The organism is Kitasatospora sp. NPDC040550 (genome assembly GCF_055594965.1).
Map to the genome: position 1 here is coordinate 348,542 of NZ_JBVIWC010000005.1, position 19,068 is coordinate 367,609.

The 19,068-nt window shown below is 76.2% G+C and carries 3 protein-coding genes; all 3 read left to right on the forward strand.

The annotated features are described in order from the left end of the window. The first annotated feature begins 39 nt into the window (after positions 1-39). From ACZ58X_RS11100 to ACZ58X_RS11110, 3 genes are read left to right on the forward strand one after another with little or no spacing between them, the layout of a single operon-like run. Positions 40-10,926 (forward strand): amino acid adenylation domain-containing protein, encoded by a 10,887-nt coding sequence (locus tag ACZ58X_RS11100; protein ID WP_470333368.1) that lies wholly within the window; start codon positions 40-42, stop codon positions 10,924-10,926. Further along, complete coding sequence (locus tag ACZ58X_RS11105) at positions 10,923-18,023, forward strand: amino acid adenylation domain-containing protein (protein ID WP_470333369.1); 7,101 nt, start codon at positions 10,923-10,925, stop codon at positions 18,021-18,023. Before ACZ58X_RS11100 ends, ACZ58X_RS11105 begins: the two co-directional genes overlap by 4 nt. After that, positions 18,020-19,021, forward strand: a complete 1,002-nt coding sequence (locus tag ACZ58X_RS11110) for a methyltransferase (protein ID WP_470333370.1) — start codon at positions 18,020-18,022, stop codon at positions 19,019-19,021. The genes ACZ58X_RS11105 and ACZ58X_RS11110 overlap by 4 nt, the downstream gene beginning before the upstream one ends. Positions 19,022-19,068 lie beyond the last annotated feature (47 nt).

Consider the following 19,068-nt stretch of genomic DNA (forward strand, 5'->3'; position numbering starts at 1 on the left):
CCCCACCGAGCGACACCACGCGACGACCGGAGACGCCCGATGCAGCCTGACGTCCTTCCCCTGTCCTTCGCCCAGTCGCGCCTGTGGTTCCTGGAGCAGCTCTTCCCGGGGCGGGCGACCTACCACCTGCCGCTGTTCGTCACGCTGGACGGCCCGGTGGACCAGGAGGCGCTGCGCACGGCGCTCGGCGAGGTCGCCGACCGGCACGAGGCGCTGCGCTCCACCTTCCCCGACCGGGCCGGTGAGCCGCGCCAACTCGTCCACGAGCGTGCGGTGGTGGACTTCGCGGTGGTCCCCGCGGCGGCCGATGTCGACGAGCAGTTGCTGCGACTGGTCGGGCGCCCCTTCGACCTGGCGGCCGGCCCGCTGTGGCGGGTGCGCCTGCTGTGGGTCGGGCCGCGCGAGCACGTGCTCGCGGCGGTGTTCCACCACCTGGTCGGCGACGGCTGGTCGTTGGGGATCTTCACCCGGGAGCTCGGGCACCACTACAACCGCGCGGTGCGGGCCGCCGCCGGCCGACCGGCTGGACCCACCGAAGCCGCTGGACCCGCCGAAGCCGCCGAACTCGCCGAACTCGCCGAGCCGGAGATACAGTTCGGCGACTACGTGCTCTGGGAACGCGAGCAGCTGTCGGAGGAACGCCTGGCGCGCGGGCTGCGATTCTGGAAGGAACGGCTGGACGGCGCCCCCGACCTGCTCGCCCTGCCGACGGACCGGCCGCGCCCGGCGGTGGCCTCCGACGCGGGCCGGCTGTTCGGGACACGGCTGCCCCGCGCGCTGTCCGAGGAGGTCCGCCGCCTCGGCGCCCGCGAGGGTGTCACGCCCTTCATGGTGCTGCTGGCCGGGTACGCCGTCCTGCTGCACCGCTACGCGCAGTCCCCGGACGTCGTGGTGGGTGTCCCCACGGCGGGCCGCTCGCAGCCGGAGACCGAGGGCGTGATCGGCTACTTCGCCAACACCGTCCCGCTGCGCCTGCGGGTCGACCGGGCCCAGGGCTTCCGCGAACTGCTCCAGCAGGTCAAGCAGTCGACCCTGGACGCCCACGACCACCAGGACATCCCGCTCGACCTGCTGGTCGACGAGCTGGGGGTGGCCCGGGACCTCAGCCGCAGCCCGCTGATCCAGACGCTGTTCGTGCTGCTGGAGGAGGGCCGCTCCACGCTGGGCGCCGGGCGCAGCGGACTGGAACTGGACGGGGTGACGGCGACCGGGCGCCGTCCGGTGACAGGCCACGCCAAGTTCGACCTGTCGCTGGTGGCCGAGGAGACCGGGGCGGGCTACGCCCTGGAGTTCGAGTACGCCACCGACCTGTTCGTCGAGTCCACCGTCCGGCGGATGGCGGAGCACTACGCGCGGCTGCTGGCCGGGGCCGTCGCCGACCCGGTCCGGCCGGTGGGCGAACTCCCCCTGGAGGAGCCGGCGGTGGTGGCCGCGCGGGTCAGGGCCCTGAGCGGCGCGGACCTGCCGCACGACCGGGACGTCCTGCTGCACGAGTACGTCGAGCGGTTCGCGCGGCGCACGCCGGACGCCCCGGCGCTCCGGGACGAGCACGGCGACCTGACGTACCGCGAACTGAACGAGCGGGCGAACCGGTTGGCGCGGGCCCTGGTGGCGCGCGGCGCGGGGCCCGGCGAGGTGGTCGGGATCGCGCTGCCGACCGGGACCGAGCTGGTGACCGCGATGGTCGCGGTGGTGAAGACCGGGGCGGCGTACGTCGCGGTCGAGGTGAACCACCCGGCCGAGCGGATCCGGTCGGTGCTGGCCGACGCGGGCGCGGCGGTCGTGGTCACCACGCCCGGGCTGCGCGCGACGGTGGCGGCCGGCGCCGACGCCCTGGTCCCCGCGGACCCGGCCGTGCGCCGGGGCATCGAGGAGCTCGGGTCGGCCGACCTCGGGGTGTCCGTCGGCGCGGACGCGATGGCCTACCTGGTGTACACCTCCGGGTCGACCGGCGAGCCCAAGGGCGTGCCGATCACCCACCGCAACGTCACCCGGCTCTTCCCCGACCCCGATCCGCTGTACGCCTTCGGGCCGGACGACTGCTGGACCCTGTTCCACTCCTGCGCGTTCGACCTCTCGGTCTGGGAGATCTGGGGCGCGCTGAGCCACGGCGCCGCGCTGAGCCCCGTCCCGCCGACGGTCGCCCGGGCCCCCGAGGAGTTCGCCGGACACCTGGTGCGGCACGGGGTCGGCGTGCTCAACCAGACCCCGGCGGCCTACGAACAGCTGCTGGACCACTTCGCCCGGCACGGCGTCCCGGACGGGCTCCGGCTGCACACCGTGATCGTGGGCGGCGAGGCGTGGGGCGAGGAACTCGCCGAGCGGCACCGGGCGTTGCTCGACGGGGTGGCGCTGTACAACGAGTACGGCCCGGCGGAGGCGGCGGTGTGGACGGCGCACCGGCTCGTCCACGACCCCGTGACCAAGCGCTCGCATCCGGTGGACCTCGGTGTGCCGCACAGCCGGAGCCTGGTCGTGGTGCTCGACGAGGGCGGCCGGCCGGTGCTCCCCGGGGCGGTCGGCGAGATCTGCCTCGGCGGCGAGGGGCTCACCCGGGGCTATTGGAAGCGGCCGGAGCTGGACGCGGCCGTGTTCTTCGAGGCGGTCCTGCCGGGGGTCGGGGCGCAGCGGCTCTACCGCACCGGGGACCTGGGCCGGTGCACCGCCGACGGCCGGGTCGAGTTCGTCGGCCGCAAGGACCGCCAGGTGAAGATCCGCGGCTACCGGATCGAGCTGCGCGAGGTGGAGCGCGCGCTGCTGGCCCTGCCCGGGGTCCGGGAGGCGCTGGTCACCGCCGTCGAGGGGCGCCGGCTGGTCGCCCACGTGGTGCCGGAGCCGGGGGCCGCGGAGCCCGGAGCCGACGCCGACGTCGCCCCGGGGACCACCGAAGCCGCCCTGATCGGCGCGCTGCGCGCCCGGCTGCCGCTCCACCTGGTCCCCGCCCACGTGGTGCTGCTGGACGCGTTCCCGCTGACCGCCAACGGGAAGGTCGACCACGAGAGGCTGCCCGCGCCGCGTCCGGTGGAGGCCGCCGCCGGGGTCGAGCCGGGCACCCCGACCGAGAAGCTGGTCGCCGGGGTGTTCGCCGAGATCCTCGGCGTCGGCTCCGTCCCGGCCGACGCCGACTTCTTCGACCACGGCGGGCACTCGCTGCTGGCGACCCAGGCCGCCGCCAGGATCGCCGACCGGTCCGGCCGGCACTGCCCGGTCCGCGCGCTGTTCGAGTGCGGCACGGCCACCGCGCTGGCCCGGCGGCTGGACGAGGCGTGGGCGGCGGCCGGCGGGCCCGCCGGCCCGGACGGCTCCGCGCTGCCGAGGATCGTCGCCGACCCGGAGCGGCGGTACGAGCCCTTCCCGCTGACCGACGTGCAGCAGGCCTACTGGGTGGGGCGCACGGGCGCGCTGGAGTTCGGCGAGGTCTCGGTCCACTGCTACGTGGAGTACGACGTGCCGGACCTGGACGTCCCCCGGCTGGAGCGGGCGTTCAACCGGCTGGTGCGCCGCCACGAGGCGCTGCGGCTGGTGGTGGCGGAGGGCCGGCAGCGGATCCTGCCCGAGGTTCCGGAGTACCGCATCGCGGTGGCCGACCTGGCCGGGCACGGCCCGGAGGAGGCGGAGCGGGCGCTCGCGGCCGCCCGGGACCGGATGGCGCACCAGGTGCTGCCCAGCGAGCGCTGGCCGCTGTTCGAGATCGCCGTGAGCCGGCTGCCGGACCGGCACCGACTGCACCTCAGCCTGGACGCCCTGGGGCTCGACGCGTGGAGCCTGAACCTCGTCCTCAACGAGTGGGCCCGGCTCTACCGCGACGAGGACGCCGTACTGCCCGCGCTGGACCTGAGCGTGCGCGACTACGTGCTGGCGGAGCGGGAGTTCGCCGGTACGGAGGCCTTCCGCCGCTCCCGGGACTACTGGACGGGCCGGCTGGACACCCTGCCCGCCGCCCCGGCGCTGCCCCTGGCGGCGACCGCCCCGACCGGGCCGCGCCGCTTCGACCGGGTGCAGCGCCGGCTCGCCGCCGCCGACCTGCGCGCCCTGCGCGAACGCGCCGAGCGCCGCGGCCTCTCGCTGTCGGCCGTCCTGGCGGCGGCCTTCGCCGACACCCTCGCCACCTGGAGCGCCGAACCGCACTTCACCGTCACCACGACCCTCTTCAACCGGCTGCCGGTCCACCCCCGGATCAACGCGATCGCCGGGGACTTCACCTCGGTGAACCTCCTGGAGCTGGACTGGTCGGAGCCGGACGTCCCGTTCGCCGAGCGCGCGGTCCGGACCCAGGGCCGGCTCTGGGAGGACCTCGACCACCGCCACTTCGGCGGGGTCCGCGTCCTGCGCGAACTGGCGCGCACCCGGGGGCTCGACGGCGGACCGCTGATGCCGGTGGTGTTCACCTGCCTGCTGGGCGGTGAGGGTGGCGCGGACGGCTGGGAGAGCCTCTTCCCCGACGAGGTCTTCAACATCACCCAGACCCCGCAGGTCTGGCTGGACCACCAGGTCTACGAGTCCCGGGGAGAGCTGGTGCTCTGCTGGGACCACGTGGCGGGGCTCTTCCCGGACGGCTTGGTGCGGGACATGCACGAGGCGTACTGCGCCGCGCTGCGGGCCCTCGCCCGCGACGAGCGGGCCTGGGGCCGCGCGCGGCTCACCCCGTTCCCCGAGGCGCAGGCCGAGTGCCGGGCCGTGGTCAACGACACCGCCGGGCCGGAGCCGGACCGGCTGCTCCACCAGCTCTTCGAGGACCGGGCCGCGACCGGCCCGGACGCCGTCGCGGTGGTCGCCGAGGACCGCACCCTGACGTACCGGCAGCTCGACACCGCCGCCAACCGGGCCGCCCGGCGACTGACGGCCGCGGGCGTCGAGCCGGGCGGGCGGGTGGCGGTCCTCGCGGGCAAGGGCTGGCGCCAGGTGGTGGCCTGCCTGGCGGTGCTCAAGGCGGGCGCGGCCTACCTGCCGGTCGACGCCGGGTCGCCGCAGGAGCGGATCGAGGGCCTGCTGCGCCAGGCCGAGGTGGGCGGGGTGCTGGCCGCCCCGGACCAGCTCGCCCGGGTCGCCGGGCCGGCCGGGCGGTGCACCCCGGGCGGCGCCGCGGTGCTGCCGGTGGACGAGGACCTGCTGGCCCCGGTCGCCGAGGGCGAGGACGTCACCGGCCCCCCGGTGTGCCGGACGCCCACCGACCTCGCCTACCTGATCTTCACCTCGGGGTCCACCGGCGAGCCCAAGGGCGTGATGATCGACCACCGGGGCGCGGTGAACACCGTCCTGGACATCAACGACCGCTACGGGATCGGCCCGCAGGACCGGGTCCTGGCGCTCTCCGCGCTGGGCTTCGACCTGAGCGTCTACGACGTCTTCGGTCTGCTCGCCGCGGGCGGCGCGGTGGTCGTCCCGCCGGACGACCAGGTCCGCGAACCGGCGCGCTGGGCCGACTGGGTCCTCGACCACCGGGTCACGGTGTGGAACACGGTGCCGATGTCGATGGAGATGTTCACGGCGGCCGTGAGCGGCCGCCCGGACGAGTTCCGGGAGCGGCTGGCGCACAGTCTGCGACTGGTGCTGCTCAGCGGGGACTGGATCCCCACCGAGCTGCCCGGCCGGGTGTCTGAGGTGTTCGGCGACGCGCGGACGGTGGGCCTCGGCGGCGCCACCGAGGCCTCGATCTGGTCGATCGCCCACGAGATCGACCGGGTCGACCCGGGGTGGGCGAGCGTCCCGTACGGACGACCGCTGCGCAACCAGACCTTCCACGTACTGGACCGGGCCCTGCGGCCCCGCCCCGACCACGTGCCGGGCGACCTCTACATCGGCGGCACCGGGCTGGCCCGGGGCTACTGGCGGGACGAGGAGCGGACGGCGGCGGCCTTCGTCGTCCACCCGGAGACCGGCGAGCGGCTCTACCGCACCGGCGACCGGGGCCGCTACCTGCCGAACGGCGACATCGAGTTCCTGGGCCGCGACGACCTCCAGGTCAAGGTGGGCGGCCACCGGATCGAGCTCGGCGAGATCGAGCACCACCTGGCCGGGATCCCGGGCGTGCGGCACGGCCTGGCGCACGTCTTCAAGCCGGACGGCCGCACCCCGCGGCTCGCCGCCTACCTGCACGTCGACCTGCCGGACCGGGACGAGCGGGCCGAGGCCGCGGCGGTCGGGTTCCGGCTGGGGCAGCCCGGGCTGCGCGCCCTCGACGGGGAACTCCACCCCCTCGGCACCGGCACCGGCACGGACACCGCCGACGCCGACGCCGACGCGGCGCTGTGCGCGCGCAAGAGCTTCCGGGTCTTCGAGGGCGGGGAGACCGACCCGCAGGAACTGGCCGACTGGCTCACCGGGGCGCTGGCACCCCGCCCCGCGCCGGGCGACGACCGCTCGGTCGCCGCCGCCGTCCGCCCGCTGCTGGCCCGCACGGTCGAGGGCTCCGCGCTGCCCAGGCGGCGCTACGGGTCGGCGGGCTCGCTGTACCCGGTCCGGACCTACCTGGTCGGTGACCGCGACACGGCCGACCTGGCCGCCGGGGTGTTCTACCTCGACCCGGTCCGGCACGGGTGGGTCCGGGTGGGCTCCGGCGAGGCGGCCGCCGCCTGGCGCGCCGCCCACGGCGGCCGGGGGCCGGCCCTGCTGCTGGTGGCCAAGGGCTCGGCGATCGAGCCGCAGTACGGCGAGCGGGGCCCGCTCTACGCCGCCGTCGAGGCCGGGTCGATGGCCCAGTTGGTGAGCGACGCGACCGGGGCGGCCTGGCGGCTGCGGCAGGACCGCGAGGCGGGCGGGCTGGCCCCGCTGGTGCTGGAGAGCCCCGACTGCCGGCTGCTGGGCGTGCTGGAACCCGGCCCGGCGGACGAGACGGCCGAGGCGGCCGAGGCGGCCGACGGCGCCGTGGACGAGGTGCTCCCGGACGGCCTCACCGTGCTGGTGCACGTCAGGCCGAACGCCGTCCCGGCCGGGGCCGTCGGCGGCCTGGCGGCGGGCTGGCACCGCTGGGAGGGCGGTCGGTGGGTCGGCTTCGCCGGGCCGGAGCCCGCGCCCGACCTGACCAACCCGGACAACTGGTCGATCTACCAGGGCGCGGCGGCCGCCGTGTTCCTGCTCGGCCGCGCCGCCGAAGGCGCTGCGCCCGGGGACCGCCCGCCCGCGGACCGCACGCCCGGGGCGCCCGCGTTGGCGGCCGGCCGGCTGGTGCAGCGGCTCGCCGAGACCGGCCACCGCTACGGGCTCGGCGGCTGCTCGATCGGTGAACTCGACCCGACCGGCGACCGGATCGTCCGGGCGGTGGCCGGCGGCGGCGAGGTCCTGCACGCCTTCTTCGCCGGGCCGGTGGCCGACGCCCAGCGCGCCGACGAGCGGCCGAGCGAGGCCGTCCCGTTCCGCCGGGTGCTCGCCCGGCTGGCCCGGACGGAGCTGGAGCGCCGGCTGCCCCCGTACATGGTCCCCGAGCACTACCTGGTGCTCGGCGAGCTGCCGCTGTCGCCCAACGGGAAGGTCGACCGCGGCCGGCTGCCCGCCCCGGCCACCGCGACCGCGGCGGAGCGGCCCGCGCGGCCCAGGGGCGGCGGGCGGCCGTACGACGCCACCGAGCAGGCGGTCGCCCAGCTGTGGGCCGAGCTGCTGGGGGTCACGCCCGGGCCGGCGGACGACTTCTTCGCCCTCGGCGGCCACTCGCTGACCGCGACGCTCCTGCTCAACCGCGTCCGGGAGGTCTTCGGGGTGGAACTCCAACTGCGCGGCATCTTCCTGCACCCCGACGTGGGCGGGCAGGCCGGGCTGATCGAGGCCGCGCGTGCCGACGGCCCGGCGGCGGTGGCGGACCGGACCCCGGCCCTGCGGCGGCGCTCGGCCACCCGGGCGCCGGCCTCCTCCGGCCAGCAGCGCCTGTGGTTCGCCGAGCAGCTCGCCCCGGCCGAACTGCGCGGCGCGGTCTACGCGATGCCCTCGGCCGTCCTGATCGAGGGGGCGACGGACTGGCCGCTGCTGCGCCGGGCCGTGGCACGGATCGTGGACCGGCACGAGGTGCTGCGGACCACCTTCCGGATCGCCGACGGGCGGATCGAGCAGGTCGTCCACGCGCGGATGCCCGTCGACCTGGAGGTCGAGGACTGCCCGGGCGCCGACGAGGCCGAGCGGCGGGCGTACGCCGACCGGCGGCTGGGTGAACTGGCCGGGCACCGCTTCGACCTGGCCCACGGCCCGCTGTTCCGGTTCCACGTGCTCCGGCTGGCCGAGGACCGCCACCTGCTGTTCAGCGCGCTGCACCACATCGTCTCGGACGGCTGGTCGGTCGGCGTGTTCGCGGCCGAACTCGACCTCGCCCAGCGGGCCGAACGCGACCGACAGGCCCCAGAACTGCCCGAGTTGGCGCTCCAGTACGCCGACTACGCGGCCTGGCAGCAGGAGCCCGGCACCCAGCGGGCGGCGACCGCGCGGGTCGACTTCTGGCGCCGGACGCTGTCCGGGGCGCCGCCCACCTCGGTGCCGCCGGCCGACCTGCCCCGGCCCGCCCGGCAGGACTTCGCCGGCTCCAGCGTCAGCCGGCCGCTGCCGCCCGGACTGGCCGCCCGGATCGAGGAGCACTGCCGCACCCTCGCCGTCACGCCCTTCGCCTTCCACCTGGCGGCCTACACGGCCTGGCTCTCCCACAGCACCGGCCAGGACGACCTGGTGGTGGGCACCCCCGTCGACTCCCGGCACCACCCCGACCTGGAACGGCTGATCGGCTTCTTCGCCAACATGCTGGCCCTGCGGGTCGACCGGGCGCCGCAGAGCAGCTTCGGCGAGCACGCCCGGGCCGTGCAGGAGCGGCTGCTGGCCGCCCACGAGCACCGGGAGGTGCCGTTCGAGAGCGTGGTCGACGCGCTCGGCCTCGACCGCCGCTCCGGCCGGCACCCGCTCTTCCAGACCACCTTCGTGCACGAGACCGCCGACCGGGCCGCCACCCTGCCCGGCGCCGTCCCGGTACCGCTGGCGTCGACCGTCGCCCGCTACGAGGTCAGCGTGCTGCTGCGGCCGCGCGGCGGCGGCTGGGAGCTCACCGTCGAGTACGCCACCGGCCTCTTCCGGCCCGGGACGGCGCAGCGCTGGCTCGACGAACTCCTCCGGCTGCTGGACGCGGCCGCCGCCGACCCGGGGGCGACTCTCGACGAACTCGCCGCCGTGCTGGACGCCGCCGAGCAGGAACGCACCGGCGGCCGCCGGGGCCCGCACCGGCCGCTGCCGGAACTCACCGTCGCCGAGCGCTTCGAGGAGATGGCGCGGCTGCACCCCGACGCGTGCGCGATCCGCTCCGGCGAGGACGGCCGGGAGAGCGTCAGCTACCGCGAACTGGACGCCCGGGCGAACCGGATCGCCCGGCTGCTGCTCGCCGGCGGGGCCGGACCCGGGCGGGTGGTGGGCATCTGCATGCGCCGGACGGCCGAACTGTTCGCCACCTACCTGGCCGTGCTCAAGACCGGCGGCTGCTACGCGGCGATCGACGGCGGCAACCCGCCCGCCCGGATCGCCGCCCTGCTGGCCGACCTGGCGCCCGACCTGGTCGTCACCGACCGGCACAACGCCGCCGTCGGCACCGACGGCCCCCGCCTGGTGCTGGACGAAGGGGCGGCCGCCGACCTCGACGACGGCCCCCTGCCCGCCGCCGCCGGCCCCGACGACCTGGCCTACATCGTCCACACCTCGGGCTCCACCGGCGAGCCCAAGGGCGTGCGGATCCGGCACCGCGGCGTGGTCAACCTGGCCCTCTCCCAGCACGACCACTACGAGGTCGGGCCGGGCCGCCACGTGCTCTCACTGGCGTCCTGCGGGCACGACGGCTCGGTCTGGGAATGGACCACGGCGCTGCTCAACGGGGCGACGCTCAGCATCGTGGCGGACGCCGCCGCCGAGGTGGTCAACCGGCTGCACCACCCGGACCGGCACCCCCCGGTCCACCTGGCCGCGCTGACCCCGACCGTGCTGGCCACCCTGCCCGCCCACGCCCTGCCCGACCTCCAGGTGCTGGTGGTCGCCGGGGAGAGCTGCCCGCAGAGCCTGATCGACCGGTGGTCCGGCCGGGCCAGGATGCTCAACTTCTACGGGCCCAGCGAGGCCACCGTCACCGCCACGGCCTTCCCGGTCGACGGGCGGCGCAGCGCCGCCACCATCGGGCTGCCCGTGCGCAACACCGAGGTCCGGCTGCTCGACGAGCGGCTCCGGCCGGTGCCCCCCGGCAGCAGCGGCGAGATCTGCATCGGCGGCGTCGGACTGGCCGAGGGCTACCACCGGCGGGACGGCGAGACGGCCGCCGCGTTCGTCGAGACCGTGATCGGGGGCCGCCCCACCCGGCTGTACCGCACCGGCGACCGGGGCCGCTGGTCGGCCGACGGCCTGCTGGAGTTCCTCGGCCGGCTCGACGAGCAGGTGAAGGTCCGCGGCGTCCGGGTCGAGCCCGGCGAGGTCCGCGCCCGGCTGCTCGACCTGCCCGGCGTCGACCAGGCAGCGGTGGTCACCGACGCCGGGTCGGGCGAGGTCCGGCTGCTCGGCTACCTGGTCGCGGCCGTCCCGCTCGACCCGGAGGCACTGCGGGACCGGCTGCGGGCCACCCTGCCGGACGCGATGGTCCCCGCCTGGCTCTGCCAGGTCGACGCACTGCCCCGGGCGCTGAGCGGAAAGGTCGACGCGGCCCGGCTGCCCCGGCCCGAGGCGGCCCTGGCGCCGGAGGGGGCCTCCCCGGGGGCCGACCCGACCGTGCACCGGCTCCAACGGCTCATGGCGGCGGTCCTGGAGGGCCGACGGCTCGGGCCCGACGACGACTTCTTCCGCCACGGCGGGCACTCGCTCAAGGCCGTCCAGCTGGTCACCGCCGTGTACGAGGAGTTCGGCACGGAGCTGGAGGTCCGGGACGTGTTCGACCGGCCCACGGTGGCGGAACTGGCGCAGCTGATCGACGACAAGGGGCAGGCCCGATGACCGGCGCAACCACCCGGACGCGGCGTCAGCCGGTCTCCCGCTTCCAGCGGCAGCTCTGGCTGGCCGAGCGGATCGCCCCCGCACCGGGCACCTACAACCTCCCGGTGCTCCTGGAACTGCGCGGAACGCCGCGACTCCCCGCCCTGGCCGAGGCGCTGCGGACCCTGCTGCGGCGGCACGCCGTGCTGCGCTGGCAGTTCCCCGAGGCGGACGGCGAACCCCAGGCCGAGGACTGCGGCGACCCGGAGGTGCCGGTCGCCGCACTCGACTGGCGGGAACTGCCCGAACCGGACCGGGAGGCACGGCTCGCCGAGTTCTTCCGGGAGCCCTTCGCGCTCGACCGGGGGCCGCTGGTCCGGGCCGCGCTGGCCCGGACCGGGCCGGACCGCCACTGGTTCGCGCTCTGCGTGCACCACCTCCTGGTGGACGGCTGGTCGATCGGCATCCTGCTGCGCGAGCTGGCCGCCGCCTACAGCGCCGCGGTGCACGGTCGGGAGCCCGAACTCCCGCCCCCCGGAACCCCGTTCGCGCAGGACGTCGCACGCGAACCGGCCGACCTGACCCGGCAGTCGGAGTTCTGGCGGAAGTCCCTGGCCGGCGCTCCCCAGCGCCTCACCCTGCCCTTCGAACGGAGCCGCGACGCCTGGTCGGGGCAGGCCCGGCGGTACGACTTCGGGCTCTCCCCGGAGCTCAGCGCCCGGCTGCGCCGGCTCGGCGAGGAACGCCGCTCCAGCCCCGCGATGACGCTGATGACGGCCTACCTCGCCCTGCTCGCCCGCTTCGGCGGCACCACCGACGTGCTCGGCACGGTGCCGGTGGTCAACCGGCTGCGCCCGGGCCTGGGCGACACCGTCGGCCTGCTCACCAACACCCTGCCGGTGCGGCTGACCCTCGCCCCCGGCGCCAGCTTCGCCGACGCCCTGACCCAGGTGCGCGACCGGCTGCTGAGCGCCATGGGCAACGCCGACGTGCCGTTCCAGCAGATCGTCGACGCGGTCGCCACCGAGCGCGAGACCCATGTGCCCACGCTCTGCCAGACGCTGTTCACCTGGGGGGAGAGCGGGCCGCCGCTCGTCCTGGACGGCCTGGAGACGGAGCTGCGACCGGCCCCCGAGATCGCCGTCAGGTTCGACCAGATGCTGTTCGCCGGCGAGCGGGACGGCCGCATCGAGCTCCGCCTGGAGTACCCGGCCGAGCTCTACGACGAGGACTCCGTCGCCGAGTTCGCCGAGAGCTACGTCGCCTGCCTGACGGCGATGGCCGAGGACTGCGACCAGCCGGTCGAGTCGGCCTCCCTGGTCTCCGAGCGGCAGCGCCGCCGGATGGCCGGGTGGCCCCGGCCCCGGCCCGAGCCGCTCCGGCCGCGCACCGTCCACGCGGCGGTGGAACAGTGGGCCGCCAGCGGCCCCCGGGTGGTGGCGCTGCACCGGGGCGAGCGCACCTGGGACTACGGCTGGCTCAACGCCACCGCCAACCGGCTCGCCCGCAGGCTGCGCGCCGCCGGGGTCGGGCGCGGCGACGTCGTTGCGCTGCGCATGGAGCGCTCGGTCGAACGGGTCGTCGCCTGGCTGGCGACGGCCAAGGCCGGCGCCGCCTACCGGTCCGTCGACCCGGGCGACCCGGTCGCCGACGGCGAGACCTGGCCGACCGGTGCGCGGGCCGCGCTCCTGCTGGCGCACGAGGCCCTGGCGGTCGACCCCGGCCCGGGCGTCCCGGTGCTGCTCTGGGAGCGGATCGAACCGGAACTGGCCGCGCTGGACGGCACCGACCTCGGGCTGGACGTCGACCCCGACGACCCGGTCTGCCTCGTGCTCACCGCCGGAACCACCGGGCCGCCCAAGGCAGTCCGGCTGCCGCACCGCGGGCTGGCCAACCTCGCCGCCCACCACCGGGAGGCCTTCGGGGTCGGACCGGGCGCGGTCGTCCTCCAGCTCGCCGCCGCCACCTGCGACGCCTCGGCCGGGGAGTGGACCGGCGCGCTCGCCAACGGCGCCGCACTGCGGCTCCCGCCGACCCGCGACGTCCACGACCGCCCGGACGAGATCGTCGCGGCGCTGCGCGAGCCCGGGGCCACCGTGGTCACCCTGCCGCCCTCCCTCGCCGGGGCGCTGCCCGACGACGCGCTGCCCACCGTCCGGGTGCTGCTGCTGCGGGGCGAGCCGTGCCCGCCCGAGCTGCTGACCAGGTGGGCGGCGCGGGTGCCGGTGGTGGCCGACACCTACGGCGTCGGCGAGTCGACCGTGACGAGCACCAGCTTCGTCCACCGGCCCGGGTTCCCCGCCCGGACGGTGGGCACGGCCCTGCCCGGCGTCGGGATCCACGTCCTGGACGAGGACGGCCGCCCGCTCCCGCCCGGTGCGGTCGGTGAGATCGGGGTGTCCGGCGAGGGCCTGGCGCCCGGCCACCCGAACGGCCCGGACCAGGACGCGAAGCGGTCCACCGTCCGCTCGCAGGGCCCGGACGGGGCTCCGGCGCGGATCCACCGCACCGGCGACCTGGGCCGGTTCCTGCCCGACGGCAACCTGGTGTTCGAGGGCCGCCGCGGCGACCGGACCGGGCCGCGCGGTCACCGGGTCGACCTGGACCGGATCGCCTGGGCCCTCACGGCGCACCGGAAGGTGCGTGCCGCCGCCGTGACCGCCGACGCGGCGGGCCCGGACGGCCCCCGGCTCACCGCCTACGTGGTCCCCGCAAGCCCCGTGGGCCCCGGCGGTCCCGGCGGTCCCGGCGGTCCCGGCGGTCCCGCCGGTCCCGGCGGCGAGGAGGCCCGCGCCAGGCTGCGGCTGGAGCTGCGCGACCACCTCGCCGAGCGGCTCGGGCCCCACCTGGCGCCCGAGGCGTACGTGCTGCTCGACGAACTGCCGCTGAACCCGCGCAGCCTGACCCTCCAGCCGAGGGCCCTGCCCCGGCCCGGGGCCGACAGCCTGCTCGGCCCGGACGCCGCCGCCCTGCGCACCGCCACCCAGCGGGAACTGGCCGGGATCTGGACCGAGTTGCTGGGCGTGGAGACGGTCGGCCCGGACGACTCGTTCTTCCTGCTGCGCGGCAACTCGCTGCTGGTGGTCAAGGTCGGCCACGCGATCCGCGCCCGCTTCGGCGTCGACCTGCCGGTCCGCCGGCTCTTCGAGCGCAGCACGCTGCGCGACCTCGCCGAGACCGTGGACGAGGCACTGGCCGCCCGGGACGCCGTGGACCCGGCGCAGCGGCGGGCACCGGCCGAGCCCCTCCCGAGGGCCACCGACCGGCCGGAGTGGCCGCTGTCCTTCGCCCAGGCCCGGATGTGGTTCCTGGACCGGCTCACCGACGGCAACCCCGCCTACCACGTGCCGCTGGCGCTCCGGCTCACCGGGCGGGTGTCGGCCGAGGAGGTCGGGCGGCTGCTGACCGCGCTGGTGCGGCGGCACGAGGTGCTGCGCACGGCGTACGTCGAGACCGACCGCCGGCCCGTCCAGCGGGTCCTGGCGGCCGAGCCGGTCCGGGTCGAGGTCAGCGACCTGCGGGGCCTGGACCGCGCGGCCGGGGAGCGGGAGTGGCGCCGCCTGGCCGCCGCCGACCTGGCCCGGCCGTTCGCCCTCACGGCCGGGGAGAACCTGCGGGCCCGGCTGGTGGACCTGGGCGAGGAGCGTGCCGTCCTGCTGCTCTGCCTGCACCACATCGCCGTCGACGGCTGGTCGGTGGAGCAACTGCTGTCGGAACTGGCCGTGCTCTCCCGCGGCGAGGAGCCGGCGCCGGTGCCGCTGCGCTACGTCGACTACGCCAGCTGGCAGCGGGAGATCGGCTCCGACCGGCTGGACCAGCAGCTGGTCCACTGGAAGGCCGAACTCGCGGGCGCCCCCGAGCGGTTGGACCTGCCGACCGACCACCCCCGGCCGCCCGAGCAGGACTACCGCGGCGCCACCGTGACCCGCCCGCTGGCACAGGACCTCAGCACGGCGCTGCGGAAGCTGGCCGCCGACCGCGGGGTCACCGAGTTCGTGCTGTACCTGACGGCGTTCCAGGTGTGGCTGGGCCGGATGGCGGGCAGCGAGGACGTCGTGGTGGGCACGGCGGTGGCCGGCCGGCACTACGTGGGCAGCGACCGGCTGGTCGGGCTGATGGCCAACTCGCTCGCCCTGCGGCTGCGCCACCAGGGCACCGAACGTTTCGTCGACCTGGTCGCCCGGGCGCGGGACACCGTCGTCACCGCCCAGGAGAACCAGGACCTGCCGTTCGAGCTCCTGGTCGACCACCTGGACGTGGCCCGCGACCTCGGCCGCACCCCGGTCTTCCAGACCATGTTCACCCTCGCCGACCGGCTCCCCGAGCCGCTCGACCTGGCCGGGACCACCGCCGAACTGCTCACCCTGGACGCCGACACGGCCAAGTTCGACCTGTCCCTGCATGTCCAGACCGGCGGCGTCGACGGGCCCTACCTGAGGGCCGACCACGCGACCGCGATCCTCGCGCCGGACACCGTGGCGCAGTGGCTGGAGGGCTTCGAGACCTTCCTGCGGTCCGTCGTCGCCCGGCCCGACGGCCCGGTCCGCGACCTCGACCTGCTGCCCCCGGCGGGCCGCGCCGCGCTGCGCGACCTCGGCACCGGCCCGGTCCGCGACTACGGGCCCGAGCTGACCACGGACCTGGTCGCCGGGTGGGTCCGCCGCGACCCCGGGCGCACCGCCGTCGAGGACGCGACCGGGCGGCTCGGCTACCGCGAACTGTCAGAGCTGGCCGACCGGGTCGCCGCCGGCCTGCACCGGCACGGCGTGCGCCCCGGGGACCCGGTGGTCGTCGCCCTGCCCCGGGACCGCCGGCTGCCCGCCGCGCTGCTCGGGATCCTGCGGGCCGGCGCCTTCTTCGTCCCCGTCGACCCGGCCCACCCGGCCGCGCGCACGGCGCACGTGGTCGAGGACTGCGGCGCCCGCCTGGCGCTGGGCGACCCGGGCGCCGCCGGGCTGCCGGGTGTCAGCTGGGCGGACCTCACCCGGGCCGACGGGGCGCCGGGGGCGCCCGGGGCCACCGGACTCACCGGACTCACCGGACTCACCGGGCTCTCCGGGCCGGAGCCCGACGCCGTCGCGTACACGATCTACACCTCGGGCTCCACCGGCCGCCCCAAGGGCGTGGCGGTCTCCCACCGGAGCCTGGCCAACACCCTGCGGGCGATGGCCGAGGTGCTCGGCACCGGCCCGGGCCACCGCCTGCTGGCGATCACCACCACCGCCTTCGACATCTCCGTCCTGGAACTGCTCCTCCCGCTCACCGCCGGGGGCACCGTGATCGTGGCGGACGAGCAGGCCCAGCGGGACCCGGAGACCCTGCGGACCTGGCTGGACGACCACCGTGCCGATGTCCTCCAGGCCACCCCGGCCACCTGGCAGGGCCTGCTCGACACCGGATGGGCCGCGCCCCCGGGCCTCACCGCGGTCGTCGGCGGCGAGGCCCTGCCCCAGCCGCTCGCCGACCGGCTCACCGAGCTGACGGACACCGCGTGGAACGTCTACGGCCCCACCGAGGCCACCATCTGGAGCACGGCGGCCCGGCTGGTCCGGCACGAACGCGTGCACCTGGGCCGCCCCCTGCCCAACACCCGGGCGTCCGTCCTGGACGCCGCCGGCCGACCGGTGCCCCGGGGCGTCGTCGGGATGCTGCACCTGGCCGGGGCCGGGCTCGCGGTCGGCTACCTCGGGCGCCCCGACCTGGACGCGGCGGCCTTCGGCACCGACCCGGAGACCGGCGAGCGGCTGTACCGGACCGGGGACCTGGCCAGGATGCGCGCCGACGGCACCCTGGAGTTCCTCGGCCGCCGGGATGCCCAGGTGAAGATCCGCGGCTTCCGGATCGAACCGGGCGACGTCGAGGCGACGCTGTCCCGACTGGCCGGTGTGGAACGGGCGGTGGTGACCGCCGTCGGCTCGGGGGCGCACGCCCGGCTGGTCGCCTTCCTCCAGCAGGCCGGCCCGGCCGCGGCCGGCCTGGCCGACGCCGCCCGCCGCCGGGCGGAGGAGCAACTGCCCGAGTACCTGCGACCGTCCCAGTACCTCGTCCTCGCCGAGCTGCCGCTCACCCCGAACCGCAAGGTGGACACCGCCGCGCTGCGCGCACTGGCGGCCGCCGGGACGACCACCGCCCGGCCGGACGACCCGGTGATGATGACCCCGGTCCAGTACGCGCTGCGGCGGCTCTGGCGAACCGTCCTCGGCGGGGCCGCGCCCGGCCTGCGGGACGACTTCTTCGCCTCCGGCGGGACCTCGGTGCTCGCCGTCCGGCTGGCCCGGGAGATCCAGCGGGAGTTCGGCCCGGAGGTCCGGGTGGCCGACGTCTTCCACAGCCGCACCGTCGAGCGGCTCGCCGAACTGGTCGGCCGGGCGGGCGGCAGTCCGCCGCGACTGCCCGTCCTGCTCGACCTCGGGAACGGCGCCGCCACGGCACCGGCCACCGGTGAACCGCCCGTCTTCATGATCCACCCGGCCGGCGGCACGGCCTACTGCTACCAGCCGCTGGCCGAGCTGCTCCCCGCCACCCCCTGCGTGGGCGTCAACCACCCCCACCTCGACGACCTGGAGCACCGTTACGGAACGCTGCGCGAGATGGCCGAGGACTACGCCCGGCTGCTGCGGGCCCGGCAACCCGCCGGCCCGTACCGGCTGCTCGGCTGGTCCTTCGGCGGAACGCTGGCCTACGAGATCGGCCAGGCCCTGGAGCGGGCGGGGGAGCCGGTCGCCGGAGTCGTGATCCTCGACGCCCACAACTGGGGGCCGCGCGCCGACGCGCTCGCCGCCCTCGACATCGACGAGGTGCTCGCACACCAGCGCCGCAACGGCCAGCACTTCGACCGTTTCATGGAGAAGGACGCCCGGGAGAGCGACCGGCTGCTGCGGGCCAACCGCGCGACGGCGGTCGACTTCCCCGTCCTGCTGTTCAAGCCCACCGACCGGGACGAAGTCGCCCCGGCGCTGTTCGACGACGAGCACAACGGCTGGCAGGGCCTGCCCGCCGAACTGACCCTGCGGCGGGTCGAGGGCAATCACGGCAGTCTGCTCCGCAAGCCTGCCCTGGACCGGATCGCCGCCGAGGTCGACGACTTCTTCGGAGTGACGATCGGAGTGACGACATGATCCCGCCTCCCCTGGAGAACGCGCTCTACGGCATCCACGGCACCCACGCGCTGCGGCTTGCCGACCGGCACGGCGTCTTCACCCACCTGCTGCGCCACGGCCCGGCCGCCGCGCCGGCCGTGGCCGCCGAGCTGGGGCTCGACGCCGAGACCCTGGAACGGCTGATGCTGCTGCTCAAGGTCTCCGGAGTGCTCGCCGACGCCGGTGGCGGCCGGTACCAACTCCCCGCCGGGACGGCGGACTTCCTCGCCCCCGACGGCCCCCGGTACCTGGGCGGCTTCGTCGAGCACCTGGTCACCGACGCCTCCCGTCAGCTGGACCTGCTGGACGCGTACCTGACCCGCGGCAAGGACGCCGTGGACGCGGAACTCCCGGACGCGTTCAGCCGGATCCACCGGGACGGCGCGTCGACCGAGCGGTTCCTGGCGGCCATGTGGCAGCTGAGCCACCACGCCTCCGAGCGCCTGGCCGAACTCGCCGACCTTGGCACGGCGACCACGCTGGTCGACGTGGGCGGGGCCAACGGGCCCTTCGCCGTCGCCGCACTGCGCCGCCACCCGGCCCTGCGGGCCACCGTGTTCGACCTGCCCGAGGTCGAGCCGTTCCTCAAGGCCAAGCGGAGCGAGCACGGACTCGACGACCGGCTGGACTTCCGGGCCGGGGACTTCTTCCGCGACCCGCTGCCCCCGGGCGACTGCTTCGCCTTCGGCTACGTCCTGTCGGACTGGTCCGACGCCACCTGCCTCGACCTGCTGCGCTCGGCCCACCGGGCCTGCGCGCCCGGCGGCCGGGTGCTGGTGATGGACCGGCTCTTCGACGAGGACCGCGACGGCCCGCTCGGCGCCGCCGTGATGAACCTGTCGATGCACGTGGAGACCCAGGGGCGGCACCGCTCGGCCCGGGAGTACACCGAACTGCTGGAGGCCGCCGGGTTCACCGCCTGCGAGGTGCGCCGCTCCGACGGCGACAAGCACCTCGTGACGGCCCGCCGACCGTAGACCCCGTCCGAGCCCGGCTCCAACCCCTCGTCGAACCAAAGGAGGTG